This is a genomic window from Dialister pneumosintes, from assembly GCF_001717505.1.
Lineage (GTDB): Bacteria > Bacillota > Negativicutes > Veillonellales > Dialisteraceae > Allisonella > Allisonella pneumosinta.
Genome location: NZ_CP017037.1, coordinates 664,511 through 684,141, shown reverse-complemented (window position 1 = coordinate 684,141; position 19,631 = coordinate 664,511). Strand labels below are relative to the sequence as shown.

Sequence of the window (19,631 nt, the reverse complement as noted above, 5' to 3'; positions counted from 1 at the left end):
GATAGTCTTTTTGTTTATTACTTTACTTTGTTTTTTAATATCCCTATAGGATCAATTGTAATTTCAATTTCATCCCCTTTTTTTAAGAATTGAGGTGGGTTCATTGCCATTCCTACTCCGGAAGGAGTACCTAGTGCAATTATATCACCGGGAAGTAATGTCATGCCTTCAGACAGAGATGCAATAATTTTAGGAATAGAAAAAATAAAGTCGGAGCTGGAACTTTCCTGTCTTAAATTCCCATTTACTTTTGTATAAATCGTAAATGGGAATGGCCAAGCACCTACCATTATAGATGGACCCATAGGACAAAAAGTATTTAAGCTTTTACTCTTAAACCATTGTCCTTGTTTATTTTGTAAATCTCTAGCGGTTATATCATTGATAATTGTATATCCGTAAACATGTTTTATTGCTTCTTCCTCTGAAATGTCGGTACCTTGCTTTCCAATAATAACAGCTAATTCTCCTTCATAGTCTAATTTAGAGGTTATATCAACATGAGAATCAATGAGTTCATTAGGTCCGATTACAGATGTGTTGGATTTAGTAAAAAAAATAGGTGTTTCAGGAAGTGTATTTTGAAAAAGAGAAAGCTCCTTTGCATGTTTTTCAAAATTTTTTCCAACACAAAAAATATTACGTTGTGGATAAAAGGGGATTTCAATTTGAACCTGGGATACAGGGATAGGTATTACGGACTGATCCTTTTTGTTCATTTCAAGCATTTTCGCCAGATTTAAAAGGCCTTCTTCACCAAAGCGAATAAATTCTTCTATGGTTTCTGCTAAAGGAATAAAGTAGGTTTCTTCCAGCTTCAATGCAGAATAGATACCGGTTCCATCGGTTGTCATTACACCCCATTGTTTAAGCCCTTGATAGGAATAGGAAATAAGTCTTTGCATAATAATCCTCTCTTTTATTGAATAATATTTGTTAAATTATAACACAAGAAGGGCAGGTAACTTGAATGAAATTGACAATATGATAAAATGAAATATAAATAAATTTTCTTGGAGGCATAGTTATGAGCGAAATGGTAGAGTCTTCTAATTTCATTGAGGCAGAAATCAATAAAGATATTGAAAATCATGTATATGCGAATGGTAGAGTTTTAACACGCTTTCCACCGGAACCTAATGGATATTTGCATGTTGGTCATGTCAAGAGTATTTGCCTTAATTTTGGAATTGCTATGAAATATAATGGATTAACCAACATACGTTTTGATGATACTAACCCATCAAAAGAAAATGTGGAATATGTGAATGCAATTCTTGATAATGTGAAATGGTTAGGCTTTAAGTGGGAAGAGCCGGTACATTATGCATCAGATTATTTTCCACAGTTATATGAATTTGCTTGTAAATTGATTCGCATGGGTTTAGCTTATGTTGATGATCAGACAAGTGAAGAAATTAAAGAGACTCGTGGGGATTTAGAAAATCCTGGGGTAGAAAGTCCCTGGAGAAATCGTTCCATAGAAGAAAATTTAAAATTGTTTGAAGAAATGAAAAATGGCAAGTATCCGGATGGTGCTAAAGTACTTAGAGCTAAAATTGATATGGCCTCTCCTAATATAGTTATGAGAGATCCTGTGCTTTATCGTATTTTGAGAGCGACCCATCATAGAACCGGAGATACTTGGTGTATTTATCCTCTTTATGATTTTGCACATCCACTTTCTGATGCATTAGAAGGCATTACACACTCTATTTGCACTGTGGAATTTGAAGAACGACGCCCACTTTATAATTGGTGTTTACAAGCTTTTGCTGGTAAAGAAAAACCGAGACAAATTGAATTTGCTCGTTTAAATGTAACGACTATGATTACAAGTAAACGCAAATTACGTCGAATGGTTGAAGAACATGTTGTTTCAGGATGGGATGATCCGCGATTAGCAACTATTGCAGGATTGAAGCGTCGTGGTTATACACCGGAGTCTCTACGTCATTTTTGTGAATTAATTGGAATTTCTAAAGCAAACAGTACAGTTGATATTGGTATGTTGGAATACTGTATTCGTGAAGATCTCAAAGATAAAGCACCTAGAATTATGACAGTTGTAGATCCAATTAAAGTTGTACTTACTAATTATCCGGAAGACAAAATTGAATATATTACTTTAGAAAATAATCCATCAGATCCTACTATAGGAACAAGACAAGTTCCATTTGGAAAGAATTTATTTATTGAAAGAGAAGACTTTATGGAAAATCCAATAAAGAAATTCTTTAGAATGACTCCGGGAAAGGAAGTAAGACTTAAAGGTGCTTATATTATTAAATGTGATGATGTTATTAAAAATAAGCAAGGAGAAATCCTTGAAATTCATTGCACTTGTGATATGGATACCAGAAGTGGAACTCCGGGGGCTGAACGTAAGGTAAAAGGAACTTTACATTGGGTTGCAGAAAAAACAGCAGTAGAAGTAGAATGTCGACTTTATGATTACCTTATTCCTAAAGAAGATGAAGAAGATAATCGTGATTTTATGGAAAAGATTAATAAAAACTCTTTACAAATTATGCATGGTAAAGCAGAACCGGCTATTAAGGAATATGCAGTAGGTAGCCGATTCCAGTTTTTACGTAAGGGATATTTTATATTAGATAAAGATTCTAGAGAAAATTATTTAGTAGCTAATAGAATTGTTGGATTGCGCGATACTTGGGCAAAAGAAAAACAAAAGGTTCAACAAGGGAAATAATTATGAAGAAAAAACAAATTCTTTGTTTATTTGCTATGATAGCAACCGGATTTATGGCAAGTATCAGTCAAACTGTAATAGCGGCAAGTACTTGGGAGCTACCGGGGATTGGAAGCATGAAATTACCTGCTAATGTAGAATTTACAGAGGGCATATATGACTCTATACCTTTTATAGATAATGAACAATATTCTGAATGGTATTTTGGTAAAAACACAGTTAAGAATGGTCACTATTATGTAATGACTTATTCCAAGCCTCCCCATTATTCGTATGGGTGGGCTCTTTCGGAAGAAGTGGGATATCCTTATTTGTTAAAAGCAGGAGTTACAACTACCGGTAAAGAAACACAAGAAGAGCAATTAGATATGATTGCGGATTATATTAATGAAATTTTTGTTAAATATGGAGCTGCGTATACTGCCCCTAAGCCTCTTAGAAAAGTACAGGACAAAAAGAATCCTCGATGGGAAGGACGTGTTATCCTTACAAAACGGGAAGAAGGAGTTATTTACAAAGAGGCTTATCAAATAGTATTACAAATTAGTAACGCCCGTATCGTATTAGGAGTTATTAATTCAGATGCCGGTCAGGGGCAGCTTACGAATTTAATACAGGCTATGGTAAATAAGAGAAAATTACCACAGAAAAAACAGATTACAGGGTATTTAAAAAGCTCTAAATAAAAACACATTAATTGGTTTGACAACATAATCGTTAGCAAGTAATATAACAAAAGGTAAAAATATTTATATACTAGGAGGAATATAAAATGAATAAAATTGCTATCGTATTCTGGACCGGATCCGGTAATACAGAAGCTATGGCACAAGCTGTAGAAGAAGGCGCTAGAAATGCAGGGGCTGATGTAGAACTTAGTTTTGTCGGTGATACCAGTGCTGGTGATGTAGCAGCTTTTGATAAAATCATTTTAGGTTGCCCTGCAATGGGAAATGAAAATTTAGAAGAATACGACTTTGAACCATTTTTTGAAGAATTATTACCTGAACTTCAGGGGAAAACCGTAGGTATTTTTGGTTCTTACTCCTGGAATGAAGGAGAATGGATTCAAATTTGGAAAAATCGTTTAACTGAAGCTGGAGTTGAATTAGCAGCAGAGCCGGTTAAAGCATATAGCTATCCGGATGATGATGCATTAGAATTATGCAGAGAACTCGGAAAAGTAATTGCCGGTGTGTAAATGAAGAGAGCTCATAGTAAAATGTCTATTTTACTATGAGCTTTTTTGATGAAATTATAAATAAGCTATTATAGATATGCTATACTCTTATATAAGCCTTATTAGTAAACTAGTTAGGGAGAATTATAATGAAGTGGGAAAAACACATAAAAGGGATAGCTGCAGTTTTTATTTTGTCTACCTTTGTTTTCGGAAATACAATGATTCAGGCAGAAGATTCTCTTGACCTGCATAAAGAAGATAAGCAACTTATTGACACAAAAGTACATTCAGAAAAAGAGGACGTTAAGACTGTAAATCAGAACATAGATAGTATAGAAGTACAAGAGGAGAATTTACTTGGTATTAATAAAATATCAGTAAATGCCTCAGATTTTGTATGGCAAGGAGTCGTATTGGGAGATGAAGAATCAAACCTTATTAATAAATTAGGAAAACCGGATTCAGTAAAAAATGGTAGTATTTTGACACAATACGCATGGGGAAATATAATTGGAACCTTTCATAAACCTTTACCAACTACTTATACAGAGTCAAATTTTTCTTTAGGTAGAAGTATTAAATCAGGGCTTTTTGATTTATCTTTAGGGAAAGAAACAAAGTCTACTTATAGAGGTATTTCTGTAGGAATGTTACGTGAAAATGTATTACGGACTTATGGAAAACCGGATTCTATCTTGTGGAATGGAAAAAAACACTCTTTTTATTTTTTATATGGATATGAAGATAAAATTATATGCTTTCAAATTGTAAGTGATAAAGTTGAAAGTATTCAATTTTTATACAAAGAATATATGGAATTTTCACCTAAAAAATCTTTTGAAATAGTTCCTACAGGAACCATTGGAACCGATGATTTGCATATAGCAGGATTTCATTTAGGCGATGTTTTTTTAGCACATTCATGGGATACTTGGGAAAAGAAATGGGTTGGTAAAGGAATTACCCAATGGTACTATTCAGGGTATGCTGTAAGAGAAAGTGATAAAAATCATAAGATTCAAAGCCTTTTTATTACTGATAAAAATATGTTAACTAATCGTGGAATTACAATCGGAGACACTGTTGATACTGTCGAGTTTTTATATGGAAAACCGTCAAAAATAGAAATTAATGTAGTAGATGGACAGATAGAAAAGGTATATGTATATATACCGACTTATAAAAATGGAGTTTTATTAATTTACTTTAAAGATAAAAAAGTTTCAAATATTGCAGTAATTTCACATGTTAATAAAAAGGTAAATCATTCTAATAAATCATAGTTAAACAAGGGTGGAAATAAATATGTACGAATATTTTTGTGCCATAATCATTGGTATTGTTGAAGGTTTAACTGAATATATACCCGTATCTAGTACAGGGCATTTAATTATTGTAGGGCACCTATTAGGCTTTACAGGTACGCTGGCTGATGTTTTTGATGTGTTTATTCAACTGGGAGCAATTTTAGCAGTACTAGCCGTATATCGGAATAAATTTATTTATATGTTAAATCCTGAGAATTGGTTTCAGAGGAAGGGAGCTTCCGGACTTAATTTAGCAATTGCAATGCTCCCTGCCTGTTTATTGGGATATCTGTCGCATGGACTCATAAAAAAATATTTATTTGGGCCACATACTGTAATTATTGGATTAATTATAGGTGGTGTTTTTATGATTTTTGCTGAGAAAAAGAGAAAAAAATTATATATTCGTAATGTAGATGAAATTACTTCCAAACAAGCTCTTTCTATAGGACTGTTTCAATGTCTTTCATTATGGCCGGGTTTTTCAAGAAGTGGAAGTACTATTTCCGGTGGATTATTGCTTGGGATTTCTCGAAAAGCAGCTGCAGATTTTTCTTTTATTATGGCTGTTCCACTTATGTTTATTGCTTGTATTTATGATTTGCTTAAAGTAGTAAAGTTTCTTCAATTATCAGATTTTGCTATTTTAGCAATAGGATTTATTACCTCTTTCGTAGTAGCATATGGTTCTATTGTATGGTTTTTAAAGTTTCTTAATCGATATACATTGACCGGGTTTGCTGTATATCGCTTTGTTATTGCATTAATAGCTTGGATTTACTTTTTTTGATTCAACTTGAATGGTGGATAAAAAAAACATATAATTATATATGTAACTTTAGAAGTAAATTTGTATCTTATGAGGTGTAATCGATGAAAGCGTATCTTCGTATTTCTCATAATGGCGAATTTTATAATCAGAATTGTAATGATGCATTTATTGGTTGCCAAAAATTAGGAATTGATGTTGTAAGATATAAAGCAATTTATTCAATAGAGAATAATTTACCGGAAGATGTAGTGGTTGGTAGTTATTCTGATGTATTGGTTGCTTTGGATAATTTGGGAGTACATCCTGAACCTTTAGATTATCCGGAGGAGTTGCTTTCTTTTGCTGGACGTAAAATTTGGAAATCCACATTATTTGATGTTACTCAAAATGTTACCGATGCTATCAATAAAGAATCTTGTCATATTTTTGTTAAGCCACTAAAAGATGTCAAAAGATTTCGTGGAACTGTATTAAATCGATGTGAGGATTTAATAAAGCTTGGTGGTGGAGTAGATGATATTGATATTTGGTGTAGTGAATATGTTCAGTTTGTATCAGAGTGGAGATTGTGGGTCTTACACGGAGAAATTATTGGGATAAATCCTTATCAAGGTGCATGGGATGTTTTTCCGGATGTAGAAATTTTAAAAAAAGCAGTAACTGCTTTTAAATCTGCGCCCAGTGCTTATGCATTGGATTTTGGTATAACGAGCGAAGGAAAAACTTTATTAGTGGAAGTTAGTGATGGATATGGGCTTATGAGTTATGGATTACACCCGGAAAAATATATTCAAATTTTAATAACCAGATGGAAAGAATTAACAAAGGATGCTTCTAAATTTGTTATGGGAGGCAAATAATTAGATAAGAGATTATACTTTGTGATGTCGATTGTTTATTTTGAAATATAATTAGACCTTATGATATATGTGATTATGGTAATACTCTGGGAGGGATATAATGGTTAAATTTCAAAGTGATTTCCTTCAAAAAATCAGAGAAAATACTAATATCACAGATATTGTAGGGTCTTATGTATCCTTAAAGAAAAAAGGGAAACGTTATTGGGGGTGTTGTCCGTTTCATAATGAAAAAACTCCTTCTTTTTCTGTTTCTCCGGAAGACGGACTTTATTATTGCTTTGGCTGCCATGAAGGTGGAGACACTTTCTCGTTTTTACAAAAGATGGAGAACCTCACTTTTATAGAAGCAGTAGAACGTTTGGCAGAATTAGCACATATAGAATTGCCGCAAGCTGAAATGTCTGTAGAAGAGCAACGACGTCATAGTCAAAATCAAGAGCTTTATAAGGTTCTTGATTTAGCTGCTGTTTATTTTCATAATTGTTTGACAAAGACAAAAATTGGAGTTGTAGGCAAGGAATATTTTCAGGGTAGGAATCTTTCTGATAATGTTATTAATCAATTTAAACTGGGGTTTGCACCGGCATCTTGGCATAAGTTATATCATGATTTTACAACAATAAAGCATATTCAAGATAAAGTTTTAGTAGACTCAGGTCTCGTCGGGTATAAAAATGGAAGACATTACGATATGTTTCGTAATAGATGTATGTTTCCCATTCTTGACGTGAAAGGGCGTGTAGTTGCTTTTGGTGGACGTGTTTTAGATGATAGTAAACCTAAGTATTTAAATTCCCCTGAAACATCTATTTTTAATAAACGTAAATTATTGTTTGCCTTTTATCAAGCATTACCTGAAATAAAAAAAACAAGACAGGCTATTATGGTTGAAGGGTACATGGATGCGATTTCTTTACATGCACATGGAATAAAGAATGTAGTGGCTTCTTTGGGAACTGCTTTTACTATTGAACAAGCTAGGTTATTAAAACGGTATGCAGATGAAGTGGTTTTTAGTTATGATATGGATGAAGCAGGACAAAAAGCAACTAAACAGGCATTAGAAATAGCAAATAATGTGGGGCTTTCTATTCGGGTATTAAAACTTAGTGAGGGTAAAGATCCGGATGAGTTTGTTAATTATTATGGGAAAGAGTCTTATTTAGAGGCTGTTATAGAAGCGAAACCTGCTATGGATTATCTATTATCATCCTTGCTTAAACAATATGACCGTACTTCTTTAGAAGGGCAGCATTTAATATTAGCTGAAATGTTTTCAGTATTATCTGCTAGAGGAGATTCTTTTGAGTTTAATTTGTATATTCAGAAGATGGCGCAAGCTCTTCGTGTGGATGAAGGTTTAGTTCGAAATGAAGCTAAGCTTTATGCAGAAAAAAATAATCCTAAAATTTATATTTCGCAGCAAAATCAACGTACAGAAATAGAAATTCCATTATCAAAAGAGGAAGAGAAACAAAAAATTCTTGAAGAAGAAATTATTCGTTATTGCTTAGTATCACATCGCAAACCCGAAGGTTGGGAAACTTTATCAACGTATGATTTTATTGATGGATTTTGCAAACGAATGTATCAAATACTGAGCGTGCTTTTACAAGAAGATAAAGCGTGGACACAAGAAAATGCAACACCATTAATGGAACAAAACGAAATAAAAAAATTAGCACCTCTTATAGTAAAAGAAGGACGATTAGCTATAGATGCTTGGGAAGAATATATTCGACCACTTAAAATTATCTCACTTCAAAAATTATATAAAGTGCATACTGAAAAAGTAGCTGCTTTTCTTGAAGAGGGGAATAGAGAAGCTGCTATTAAAGAACAGCAAACTTGTATTAAGATAAATCGAGAAATACGTTCATTAAAAAGAAAAGTCTAGTAAGCATTATGCCTTTTAATATCTGAGGAGGTGTAAATATGGGGAATAAAATAAAAAATGTAAAATTATTAGTAGATAAATTAATTGATGAAGATGTAAGGGAGTCTTCTATCTCAAATAAGGATATTATGAAATTTGCAGAAACATATCAATTAGAGGCAAAGCAAATATCTACCATTTATGAAGAGCTTCATGAAGAGGGGGTAGAAATTACTTTTGATGAAGATGCGGTGGGAATAGAGGGGAATGCTTTAATTCCTACAGATTTAGAAGAAGAACTGCATTTATCGGATGAACGGGTAAAAGACTCTCAACCTGTTAGGATGGCTCGAAAGATTATTAGCAATATTACTGAATCTGTTGGCATTGATGATCCTGTAAAAATGTATTTAAAAGAAATAGGAACTGTTAGTTTGTTGACAGCAGAAGAAGAAGTTATTTTAGCAAAAGCTATTGAAGCCGGTTTAGATGAAAAGGCAACTACAGAAGAAGTTTTAGAAGGTGAACGAGCAAAAAAAGCATTATCAGATGCTAATTTAAGACTTGTAGTATCTATCGCTAAGAAGTATTTAGGGCGAGGACTCCAATTTTTAGATTTGATTCAAGAAGGAAATCTGGGGTTATTGAAAGCTGTCGACAAGTTTGACTACACAAAAGGTTATAAGTTCAGTACATATGCAACTTGGTGGATTCGTCAAGCGATTACTCGAGCTATCGCAGATCAAGCTCGTACCATTCGCGTACCTGTTCATATGGTGGAAACTATCAATAAATTAAATCGAATTTCACGTCAACTATTACAGGAAAAAGGTCGAGATGCTACTAATGAAGAATTAGCAGAAGCTATGGGAGTAACACCGGCTAAAGTTATAGAGGTAAAAAAGATTGCACAAGATCCCATTTCTTTAGAAACACCTATTGGAGAAAAAGAAGATTCTCATTTAGGTGACTTTATTGAAGATCATGATGCCATTGCTCCGGATGAAGCGGCAGGTTCTATTTTATTACGAGAACAAATTGATGAATTGCTCAATTTGTTAACAGATAGAGAGCGGCAAGTATTGGAACTTCGCTTTGGTCTTAGGGATGGGAAAACACGTACTTTAGAGGAAGTAGGAAAATATTTTGCGGTTACTCGAGAAAGAATACGTCAAATAGAAGGAAAAGCTTTGACTAAGCTGAAAAAATCGGCACGATTTTTAATTACCGGATGATTTACTTCTTGACGTTTATTTATTTTATTGTTAAAATAGCTTATGTCGCTAGGGGCCTATAGCTCAGTGGTAGAGCCGCCGGCTCATAACCGGCTGGTCCCAGGTTCGAACCCTGGTGGGCCCACCAATAATATAAAAAAGTCGAAGCAATTTGCTTCGGCTTTTTTTATAGCCGAATTATTTGCATTTTTTATATTTAATACTTATGATTTAAGTAGTATATATAATTATTGATAAAGAGGTTTTTATGGAACTGACAAAAAGACTTTTAATGGTAGCCGATTTAGTACCTGTATCAGAATCTATTGCAGATATTGGTACCGATCATGCATACATTCCCATTTACCTTTTTCTAAAAAACAAAATAAAGCATGCTATCGCATCAGATATCCATAAAGGACCACTGACTATGGCAGAAACTCATATTAAATATTATGGATTAGAATCTCATATTGAAGCACGTTTAGGGGCGGGCTTATCCGCTTTAAAAAAAGAGGAATGTGAAGGAGTCGTGATTGCCGGCATGGGAGGGCTCATGATTCGCAATATTTTACAGGAAAGTTCAACCATCGCCAATTCTTTATCGTGGGCAGTTTTACAACCGATGAACCATGCTTCTGATTTACGCATATGGTTAACACAGAATGGATGGAAGATTGTTAAGGAGAAATTAGCCAAGGAAGATAAGCATATTTATGAGGCTATGTATGTAATACATGGAAATATGGAACTACCAAGTGAACTGCTAGCGGAAATTGGAGTTACAGAAGAGCGAAAGCAGGATTCACTATTTGGATTACATATAGAAAAACTTATGGCACATAAAAAAAAGGTAATAAAAGGAATTCCTTCTAATACTATGAATAAATTAAATAAAGAAAAAAGGGAAAAAGCTATAAAAGAATTAATGGAATTGGAGGCGTTTTTATGTCAATTAAAGCTAAAGAACTCATAAGTTTAATGAATAGATGGGCACCTCCCTCTTTAGCTGAAAAATGGGATAATCCGGGACTTCAAGTAGGCAGTCCTGAAACGATAGTAAAAAGAGTAATGATAGCACTTGATGTAACAAAAGAAAATGTGGAATATGCAATTAAACATCAGGTGGATATGATTATTTCACATCATCCACTTATTTTTAAACCATTATATGGAATTAATTCAGAAGAGCCGAAAGGCAAGCTTATCACATCATTATTAACAAATAATATCGTTTCATTTGCAGCACATACTAATTTAGATTCTGCAGAAGAAGGAGTTAATGATGCATTGGCTCATGTTTTAAAACTTACTAATTGTATAGGATTTGTTCCTGTTAGACAGGAAGTAATATATGAATTATCTTTACACGGTTATGCTCAAAATGAAAGTCAATTAAAAGAATTATTTTCTTCTTTTCAAATGTTGTTAAAACATGATTCTTATCAAGATATGATTCATTATAGTATTAAAGTACAAGAGGGAGATATAAATAAAGTAAAAGAAATTCTTATAAAAGGTGAGGAATATATACATTCTTTTGAATGGCATAAACTGGCACATAATGGACATTTATATACTATGGGGAGAATAGGTGAACTTCCGCATATAATGGATGGAAAGGATGCTTTGCAATATATTAAAAATTGTCTTAAAATTCCGGTTTTAAAATATTCCGGAAATAGCAATAAAAGAATATCTAAGATTGCTATACTTGGCGGATCCGGTGCTGATTTTGCACAAATGGCTAAAAATATAGGTGCTGATATGTATATCACCGGAGATGTTAAATATCATCAAGGACAAGATGCGGCGGCATCAGGTTTGCTAATAGTAGATGGAGGTCATTTCTACACGGAACATGTTATTGTTCCTTATTTGGCACAACGATTGAGAAGAGAAGCTATTGCAAAAAATTGGGATATAGAATGGGTAGAAGATCCTGTAGCTAAAGATATATTTGAGTATGTAATATAGGTCTAATATTAATATTTGAATTTTTTATTGAAAAAAAATGATATTAATGATATACTACCGTCGCGAGCAGGAAAGATGATTGCGGGCCGTAAGGCGTGAGGAAAGTCCGAGCTTCGCAGGGCAGGATGCCGGATAACGTCCGGCGGGGGTAACCCTAGGGAAAGTGCCATAGAAAAGGAGACCGCCGCGTACGCGGTAAGGGTGGAAAGGTGTGGTAAGAGCACACCAGCAGTCAGGAGACTGATTGGCTTGGTAAACCCCATCTGAAGCAAGACCGAATAGGGAAGGGTTGAGGTTGCCCGCTGACCTTCCGGGTTGAGTCGCTTGAGCAAAGAAGCAATTTTTTGCCTAGATAGATAATCATCATCGTGGAAACGAACAGAACTCGGCTTATTGATTGCTCGCACCAAATAAAAAGAGACCTATAGGTCTCTTTTTATTTGTATAGAGTTGACATGTATATTTAATAAATTCTATAATGAAAGAACAAGCATAGGACAGGTCTGTGGTTGCAAGTCGAAGCCAGTCGCAGGCAAAACGATCCACTTAAGGTATCAAAAGGATACTGAGCATGGTGCGGCTTAGAAGTAAGACCTGCCGATATAAAATCGAGAGGATTAGTAGTGAGAGGTATATGACCGCATAGCGAACGTTCCAGCAGGCGAGTGTGGGGGAAAAGACCAGGTCAGCTGTGTGTGCTTGTTCCATAATAAGAGCGATGAACGAAAAAAGTAATTATTTTATCTGTTGACAGAGAAAATGGATCTTGGCTGAAAGTCCATTCATCAGTGTTATAATGAAATGCCTTCGTGAGCTGAAAAGGGGAAATGAAGTATCCTTTTCCGTAATGTTTACGATACGAACAATGATTATGTGGCTTTTTTAGCTAACAGAGTGGAACAACGGACCACCGCCTCTGTGAGACGGTGGTTTTATTATGAAAAATAACAAGTGGTAAGCAGTTTATGGGAGGAATTATGCAGGAGATTAAGGTTTATAACACATTGACAAAACAAAAAACAATTTTTAAACCGGTTATTGATGGAGAAGCTAAAATTTATGTTTGTGGCGTTACTCCTTATAATCATCCACATATTGGTAATGCAAGACCGTCTGTAACATGGGATGTTATTCGTCGTTATTTGGAATATGTAGGATATAAAGTTGTTTTAGTACAAAACTTTACAGATGTTGATGATAAAATTATTAACAAAGCTAATGCGGAAAATTCAGATTGGAAAACTATTTCTACTCGATATATTGATGCTTATTTCAAAGTAATAGATGCACTTCATGTACGACGTGCTTCTATATATCCTAAAGTATCTGAACATATGGATGATATTATCCATATGATAGAAAAATTGATAGCAAATGGACATGCGTATCAATTAGATAATGATGTTTATTATGATATCTCTACTTTTGAGTCTTATTGTCAATTGTCCGGTAGAAAAATAGAAGATATGTTAGCAGGAGCACGTGTAACCATAAATACAGATAAACGAAATCCGGGAGATTTTGCGTTGTGGAAAGGCGCTAAACCCGGAGAACCGTTTTGGGAAAGTCCATGGGGAAAAGGTAGACCCGGATGGCATATTGAATGTTCAGCTATGTCTATTCACTTTTTAGGAGAAACATTTGATTTCCATGGTGGCGGAAGTGATTTAATTTTCCCTCATCATGAAAATGAAATAGCACAGTCAGAAGGGTGTACGGGAAAGCACTTTGTTAATTATTGGTTACATAACGGATTTATTACTATTAATCAAGAAAAGATGAGTAAGTCTTTAAATAATTTCTTTTTGGTAAAAGATGTATTAGAAAAATATTCAGCTGATGCATTAAGATTTTTCTTACTATCTACACACTATAGAAGTCCTCTGGATTTTTCTGATGAAAGATTAGACGAAGCAGAACGAAATATGAGCCGATTAACAGATGTGATTGAAAAAATTAAAGAGTTAACTGTATTGAATGGTAATCATGAATGTGAAGCAGCAAAAGAATTGTTGTTAGCAAGTGAAAGTACTATGCAATATTTTAATAAAGCAATGGCTGATGATTTTAATACCGGATTAGCTACCGGGTCTATGTTTGATCTTGCTAAAGCTATTAATGTATATTATACCGCTGTTCATAATGGTATAGAAAACAATCGGAATGTAGCAGAAAAAGCTTGTATTGCATTAAAAACCATGATGAATATTCTTGGAATTTTAGAAAGTAAATGGGAAATTAAAGATATTTCCTCAAATGAAGAGTACGAAGCTTTGATGAAAGTAATTTTAGATATTCGCCAAGAAGCAAGAAGTCAAAAGTTATATAATATGTCAGATGCAATTCGAGATAAGTTAGGAGAAATTGGAATTGTAATAGAAGATTCTCCAACTGGTGCAAGGTGGAAAAAACGTGGAATTTAAGCGAGTTCTATTTCTAAAAGAGCAGATGATAAAAAAACTGAATAGAGAGGTTATACCATTTACAGAGCAAGAGATATATTCTATGGATGCACTAACTCTTGCTTATATAGGAGATGCTTGTTGGTCATTCTTTGTAAGAAAAAAGTTGATTGATACAGGTATTCATCATGTTCATATTCTTAATTCTTTTGCTTCTGAAATGGTTTCCGCCAGGTGGCAATGTCGTATCCTCTATATGTTGGAAGAGTGTTTGACAGAAAGAGAGCTTAAAGTTTGTAAACGTGCAAGGAATGCAAATACCAATGTTCCTAAAAGTGCTACTGTTGAAGAGTATCGGGAAGCAACTGCTTTTGAAGGTTTGCTTGGTTATTTAAAATTATCTGAGCAACAGGAACGGTTAGAAATAATTATGACAAAAGCAATCACTTTCTTAGCTGAGGAATTTAATAGTGAAATTAAACAAAAGAAATAGTCGAGTTGATAGTAAGAGTCGTAAAAAAGATTTAACAAAAGTACATATGCATAATAAATCTTATGCACATAAAGAATCTAAATTTTATATAGCCGGACGGAATAGCGTAATAGAAGCTGTTCGTACGAATAATGTAAAAAAAGTATTTATAAAACGCAGTGGAGATGCTCGCCTTTTAGCCATTGTGGAAGAAATAAAAAAGCGTTCTGTTTCTATTATTGAAACAGAAGAAGAATTTTTAAATACTTTAGTTTCTGATGTAAAGCATCAAGGGATTGTAGCTGTATTAAAACCTTTTAAATATGCAGAGTTAAATGTAATTATTGAAAATTGTTTTAATGATAGCCCTTTATTGCTTTTATTAGATGGAATAGAAGATGTAAGAAATTTAGGGGCTATTGTTCGTACGGCTGAATGTGCAGGAATACAGGCAGTTTTATTACCTGCCAATAAAGGAACTGAAGTTACTGCTTCTGCAATGAAAACAGCAGCAGGGGCTTTCTCAACAATGCCTGTTTGCAAAATTGGAAATGTGAGACAAACATTAGAATCTCTTAAGAAAAAAGGATTTTGGATTGTTGGTGCAGATATGGCGGGTTCCGATTTATATTATGATGCCAATCTTAAAGGACCGCTTGTTATTGTCATGGGAGCAGAAGGGAAAGGGTTAAGTAGGCTTACTAAAGAAACCTGTGATTTTCTTGTTCGTATTCCTATGAAAGGTAAGATTTCTTCATTGAATGTATCTGTTGCAGCAGGTCTTTTGCTATATGAGGCGATTCGGCAGCGGAGTTAATTCTATGAGGGATTTATATTTAATTGATGGATATAATGTGATTTTTGGGGCTCCCAGCGAATTTTCAAAAAATGATTTGGAATCCAGTCGCAAAAAATTAATTGATATGTTACAGGATTATGGTGCACATAAAGATATAGAAATCATAGTTGTTTTTGATGGGCAAGGAATTTCTAATAATATAAGTATTGAAGCAATTTCATCCTTATTTCAAATAGCGTTTACTCCTGTACACATGACCGCTGATAGTTATATTGAAAAAGAATCTTATAGAAGACGTGATGAATTTAGAAATGTATATGTAGTGACATCGGATGGCGTTGAACAACATATTGTGTTAGGTAATGGAGCTTTTCGTGTACCGGTAATGGAGTTATTAAAACAAATAAAAGAAGATAAAGCAGAACAACATCGAATCATTCATGAATATAATATATCCAATCTTCGTAGTGAATTAGGCAGAACTTTACCTAAGCATATTGTTGCGAAATTAGAACAACTAAGAAAATAATTTGTATAAATGAATGATAGTTTGCTCAAGTAACCATTGACCGAGTTACATGATTGTTATATACTCATAATTAATAGTATTATACGTGAACAGACTCATAAGAAAATTCTTATGATGTGGAGGGAAAGCAGTGAAAATTGTACTTGTTTCTTTATTATTAATTCTTTCAATTATTATTATTCTTGCTGTGGTATCCCAAGAGGAAAAGACTCCGGGAATGGGTTCTGCTATTGGTGGCGGAACTAATGCAAATATGAGTGGAAGAACTCGTGGTAAGGATGTAGTTTTATCGAAAATAACAATGGTTTGCGGAGTTTTATTCGCAATTTTGTGCCTTGTATTAGGCAGATATATGAATACATTCTAATGTAGGGGAAAGAGGCTTGCTGAGGCAAGTCTTTTTATATAGGAGAATAAAATGCTAGAAAAATTATTAACATATAAACCGGGAACCATTCTTCAAGGTACTTATAAAGCATATGGAAATCGTTTTGGTTTCGTATTGACAGATGAAAAATATGAAGATATTTATATTGCAGAAAAAGATGCCGGTAGTGCTGTTAATAATGATATCGTTGAAGTAGAAATTATGAAAAGTAAAACCGGTCGTCATAGTACGGAAGGTCGAATTATACATGTGATTACACGTGCTAATACGACTGTGGTAGGTACGTATGAAATGACCCGATATGGTGGAGAAGTGATTCCTGTTGATGAAAAAATTAATATGCTTATCGAAATTCCGTCCGGGCAAGAATGTCAGGCAGTAACCGGTGCTAGGGTTGTAGTTGAAGTAACTAAGTGGCCGGGAAGATATACTAATGCGGAAGGTAAAATCATAGAAATTATTGGTTACAAAGGTGATAAAGGGCTGGATATTGACATTATTGTAGCTCAGCATAAAATACCACATGTGTTTAATACCGATGTTATGAAAGAGGCTGCTGCATTGTGTCAAGATATATTTTTAGAAAAAAATATGGCAGATTTTAGAGTACAGGAATTAGTGACTATTGACGGTTCTGACTCTAAAGATTTAGATGATGCTATTTATTGTGAATTAAAAGATAATGGACATTATAGACTAGGTGTACATATTGCAGATGTAAGCAGATATGTAAAACCAAGGTCTGCTTTAGATAAAGAGGCCTATCAGCGAGGAAATAGTGTATATTTAGCAGATCGAGTTATTCCTATGTTACCGTTTGAACTTTCTAATGATTTGTGTAGTTTAAATGAAGGAAAAGAACGTTATGCCATATCATGTATCATGGATGTAGATCCGAATGGTATAGTAACTTTAGAAAAAATTACTCCTTCTATTATAAAAGTGGCACGTCGCTGCACCTACCCTGAAATTAATCAAGCTTTTGATGAGGGGATTGTGTCTGACGGGTTACAAAAATTTTTACCTATGTTAACAGTATTTAAAGAATGTACTCACTTACTTCGTAAACAAAGGGAAGGTAGGGGGGCACTTGCTTTTGATTTTCCTGAATATAAAGTAGCTCTTGATGAAAAAGGGGCTCCTTTACGTATTATAAAGAGAGAACGTGGAGAAGCTGAACGAATGATTGAAGATGCAATGATTGCAGCTAATGAAACGGTAGCATCCTTTATTACCAGAGAAAATTTTACCGCTGTATATCGAGTACATGATCAACCGAATCAAGAAAAGTTAGATATATTGAGACAGATGATTAATGTTTTAGGTATAAATATCAAGATTCCTGCAGATGTAAAACCTAAAGATATGCAACAGTTATTAGAGTTTGTTAAGGGAAAAGATATTGCAGCTGTTATAGAAGTGATGGCATTACGCTCACTTCCCCAAGCTTGTTATAGTACAGAAAATGTAGGTCATTTTGGCATTGCATCTTCTTGTTATACACATTTTACATCTCCTATTCGTCGTTATTCTGATTTATTGGTACATCGATTAATTAAACAATTATTATATAAAAAATTAAGAAAATCAGAACAAGAAAAGCAAATGGAATTTTTAAAGAAAGCTGTAGATCATATATCGATGACCGAGCAGAATGCTACAGATGCAGAACGCGAAACTACCGAGTTAAAGATGACAGAATACATGGAGCCTTTTGTAGGAGAACCATTTGATGCACATATTACCGGTGTTACTAAATTTGGTGTTTTTGTAGGGTTGGAAAATGGTGTAGAAGGACTTGTACATATATCAACGATGGATGATGATGAGTATGTATATAATGAAGAGTCTATGCAACTAACCGGGCGTTTTAATGGTGTTCAATATAGCTTAGGAATGCCTGTACGTGTTACTTTGATAAAAGCAGATAAAGATAAACATGAAATTGATTTTATTATGGGGGAAATACATTCACCCTTACAGTTAGAGAAAAGTAATAGAAAAAAGAAGAAACCCCATTCTAAAAAAGTAAAGAGAAGATATATTAGAATAAGAAGGTAATAATATTTATGAAAGCAAAAGGCAATAGGGCACCCATTTCTACAAACAGAAAAGCATTTCATGATTACTTTATTCATGAAACTTATGAAGCAGGTATTGTGTTGACCGGAACAGAAGTTAAGTCTATACGACAAGGACGAGTTAATTTACGAGATAGCTTTGTGCGTATCCAAGGAAGCGAAATATGGTTATGGAATACACATATAAGCCCTTATGAGCAAGGAAATCGATTTAATCAAGATCCATTAAGAACTAGGAAATTATTACTGCACAGGAAAGAAATTAATAAAATACATAGTCTTGTGCAAACAAAGGGATATACTATAATTCCTTTAAAACTATATTTTAAACATGGTAATATTAAATGTGAAATTGCGGTTGCTTCAGGTAAAAAATTATATGATAAACGTCGTGATATTGCAGAACGTGATTCGAGACGAGATGTTAATAGACGTTTAAAAGAGCAACAATTTGATTGATATTAATTTACAGAAAAACCCCCTTAATTAAGGGGGTTTTTGTTAACTTTTCTTTTGAATGTAAGATTCATCACGTTTTAATGGTTTAGTTAAGTCTGTATGACCGTTTAAATAGGTAATTGGGGTGCCGTTAATACTAAAAGTGACAGCATGTATATTAGGGAATTCTGTTAGTGTATTTACAGTCATAGCAATAAAGAGTAGTTCTGTAGTAGAGCCTTTACTAAGATTTTTTAGTTCTCTAGAAAAATCAACAGTAGCAATTCCTTGAGACACGGTTACATTATTTATTGTTAAACCTGTAGGAAGAAGTGGATATGTGGCATTTTTATCTGCACGAATCATTTCTTTTAATGCTTCTGTAGCTGTATTATTTTTAGATATTGTTTTTATTGTATGAGGAATAATATGTAAGCCGTCATCACTCGGAAGATAGAATATAAGTGTAGATTCCTGTTGTGCAGGAGTTGTTTGTAAAGAATTTGATGTGTTTGATAAGTTATTAGTTTGAGATAGAGGGAGGCCACATCCATATATAGATAATCCCAAGAGACCAATTAATAGACATGTGTAAATTTTTTTCATAGAGTTATCCT

The 19,631-nt window shown here is 33.9% G+C and carries 19 protein-coding genes, 1 tRNA gene and 1 other RNA gene; 19 read left to right on the top strand and 2 right to left on the bottom strand.

Translation table 11 applies throughout. The features are described from left to right. Positions 1 to 17: 17 nt before the first annotated feature. Entirely contained in the window at positions 18 to 905 is an 888-nt protein-coding gene (locus BCB69_RS03385) for a fumarylacetoacetate hydrolase family protein (protein ID WP_069177003.1), read from the bottom strand. A 122-nt stretch (positions 906 to 1,027) separates the two neighbouring features. On the opposite strand from BCB69_RS03385, the gene BCB69_RS03380 reads away from it, so the two are divergent. From BCB69_RS03380 to smpB, 19 genes are all read left to right on the top strand, one after another. Continuing rightward, entirely contained in the window at positions 1,028 to 2,713 is a 1,686-nt protein-coding gene (locus BCB69_RS03380; protein WP_069177002.1) for a glutamine--tRNA ligase/YqeY domain fusion protein, read from the top strand. A 2-nt stretch (positions 2,714 to 2,715) separates the two neighbouring features. Continuing rightward, positions 2,716 to 3,399: a hypothetical protein gene (locus BCB69_RS03375; protein ID WP_069177001.1), complete on the top strand. Its 684-nt coding sequence runs from the start codon at positions 2,716 to 2,718 to the stop codon at positions 3,397 to 3,399. An 86-nt stretch (positions 3,400 to 3,485) separates the two neighbouring features. Further along, positions 3,486 to 3,914 (top strand): flavodoxin, encoded by a 429-nt coding sequence (locus tag BCB69_RS03370; RefSeq protein WP_022513487.1) that lies wholly within the window; start codon positions 3,486 to 3,488, stop codon positions 3,912 to 3,914. Between the two features lie 128 nt (positions 3,915 to 4,042). Continuing rightward, entirely contained in the window at positions 4,043 to 5,179 is a 1,137-nt protein-coding gene (locus tag BCB69_RS03365; protein WP_069177000.1) for a hypothetical protein, read from the top strand. Between the two features lie 22 nt (positions 5,180 to 5,201). Then, positions 5,202 to 5,993 (top strand): undecaprenyl-diphosphate phosphatase, encoded by a 792-nt coding sequence (locus BCB69_RS03360; RefSeq protein ID WP_069176999.1) that lies wholly within the window; start codon positions 5,202 to 5,204, stop codon positions 5,991 to 5,993. 83 nt (positions 5,994 to 6,076) lie between these two features. After that, positions 6,077 to 6,835, top strand: a complete 759-nt coding sequence (locus BCB69_RS03355) for an ATP-grasp domain-containing protein (RefSeq protein WP_022513484.1) — start codon at positions 6,077 to 6,079, stop codon at positions 6,833 to 6,835. A gap of 100 nt (positions 6,836 to 6,935) precedes the next feature. Continuing rightward, on the top strand, positions 6,936 to 8,735 hold the full coding sequence (gene dnaG / locus BCB69_RS03350; protein ID WP_069176998.1) for a DNA primase: 1,800 nt from the start codon (positions 6,936 to 6,938) through the stop codon (positions 8,733 to 8,735). 128 nt (positions 8,736 to 8,863) lie between these two features. Continuing rightward, positions 8,864 to 9,949 (top strand): RNA polymerase sigma factor RpoD, encoded by a 1,086-nt coding sequence (rpoD, locus tag BCB69_RS03345; protein WP_418235874.1) that lies wholly within the window; start codon positions 8,864 to 8,866, stop codon positions 9,947 to 9,949. Between the two features lie 52 nt (positions 9,950 to 10,001). Continuing rightward, a tRNA-Ile gene (locus BCB69_RS03340) sits at positions 10,002 to 10,076 on the top strand. A 120-nt stretch (positions 10,077 to 10,196) separates the two neighbouring features. Next, positions 10,197 to 10,904 (top strand): tRNA (adenine(22)-N(1))-methyltransferase, encoded by a 708-nt coding sequence (locus BCB69_RS03335; RefSeq protein WP_022513481.1) that lies wholly within the window; start codon positions 10,197 to 10,199, stop codon positions 10,902 to 10,904. Next, the gene (locus BCB69_RS03330) at positions 10,877 to 11,905 is read left to right on the top strand and encodes a Nif3-like dinuclear metal center hexameric protein (protein ID WP_069176997.1); all 1,029 of its coding nucleotides are present in this window, start codon (positions 10,877 to 10,879) and stop codon (positions 11,903 to 11,905) included. Before BCB69_RS03335 ends, BCB69_RS03330 begins: the two co-directional genes overlap by 28 nt. A gap of 63 nt (positions 11,906 to 11,968) precedes the next feature. Further along, positions 11,969 to 12,313: RNase P RNA component class A (gene rnpB / locus BCB69_RS03325), an RNA gene on the top strand. A 569-nt stretch (positions 12,314 to 12,882) separates the two neighbouring features. Further along, entirely contained in the window at positions 12,883 to 14,328 is a 1,446-nt protein-coding gene (gene cysS, locus BCB69_RS03320; protein WP_022513480.1) for a cysteine--tRNA ligase, read from the top strand. Beyond that, positions 14,318 to 14,800, top strand: coding sequence for a Mini-ribonuclease 3 (locus BCB69_RS03315; RefSeq protein ID WP_022513479.1), 483 nt, complete (start codon positions 14,318 to 14,320; stop codon positions 14,798 to 14,800). Before cysS ends, BCB69_RS03315 begins: the two co-directional genes overlap by 11 nt. Continuing rightward, positions 14,778 to 15,596, top strand: a complete 819-nt coding sequence (gene rlmB, locus BCB69_RS03310; RefSeq protein WP_236887166.1) for a 23S rRNA (guanosine(2251)-2'-O)-methyltransferase RlmB — start codon at positions 14,778 to 14,780, stop codon at positions 15,594 to 15,596. The genes BCB69_RS03315 and rlmB overlap by 23 nt, the downstream gene beginning before the upstream one ends. A 4-nt stretch (positions 15,597 to 15,600) precedes the next feature. Next, positions 15,601 to 16,107, top strand: coding sequence for an NYN domain-containing protein (locus tag BCB69_RS03305; protein WP_022513477.1), 507 nt, complete (start codon positions 15,601 to 15,603; stop codon positions 16,105 to 16,107). Between the two features lie 130 nt (positions 16,108 to 16,237). Next, on the top strand, positions 16,238 to 16,474 hold the full coding sequence (gene secG / locus BCB69_RS03300) for a preprotein translocase subunit SecG (RefSeq protein WP_022513476.1): 237 nt from the start codon (positions 16,238 to 16,240) through the stop codon (positions 16,472 to 16,474). 51 nt (positions 16,475 to 16,525) lie between these two features. After that, complete coding sequence (rnr, locus tag BCB69_RS03295) at positions 16,526 to 18,556, top strand: ribonuclease R (RefSeq protein ID WP_069176996.1); 2,031 nt, start codon at positions 16,526 to 16,528, stop codon at positions 18,554 to 18,556. An 8-nt stretch (positions 18,557 to 18,564) separates the two neighbouring features. Then, the gene (gene smpB / locus BCB69_RS03290) at positions 18,565 to 19,035 is read left to right on the top strand and encodes an SsrA-binding protein SmpB (RefSeq protein WP_069176995.1); all 471 of its coding nucleotides are present in this window, start codon (positions 18,565 to 18,567) and stop codon (positions 19,033 to 19,035) included. A gap of 42 nt (positions 19,036 to 19,077) precedes the next feature. Here the strand turns inward: smpB and BCB69_RS03285 are convergent, their stop codons facing one another. Continuing rightward, a complete protein-coding gene (locus BCB69_RS03285) occupies positions 19,078 to 19,620 on the bottom strand; it encodes a GerMN domain-containing protein (RefSeq protein ID WP_022513473.1) in 543 nt (180 codons plus the stop codon). Between the last annotated feature and the right edge of the window lie 11 nt (positions 19,621 to 19,631).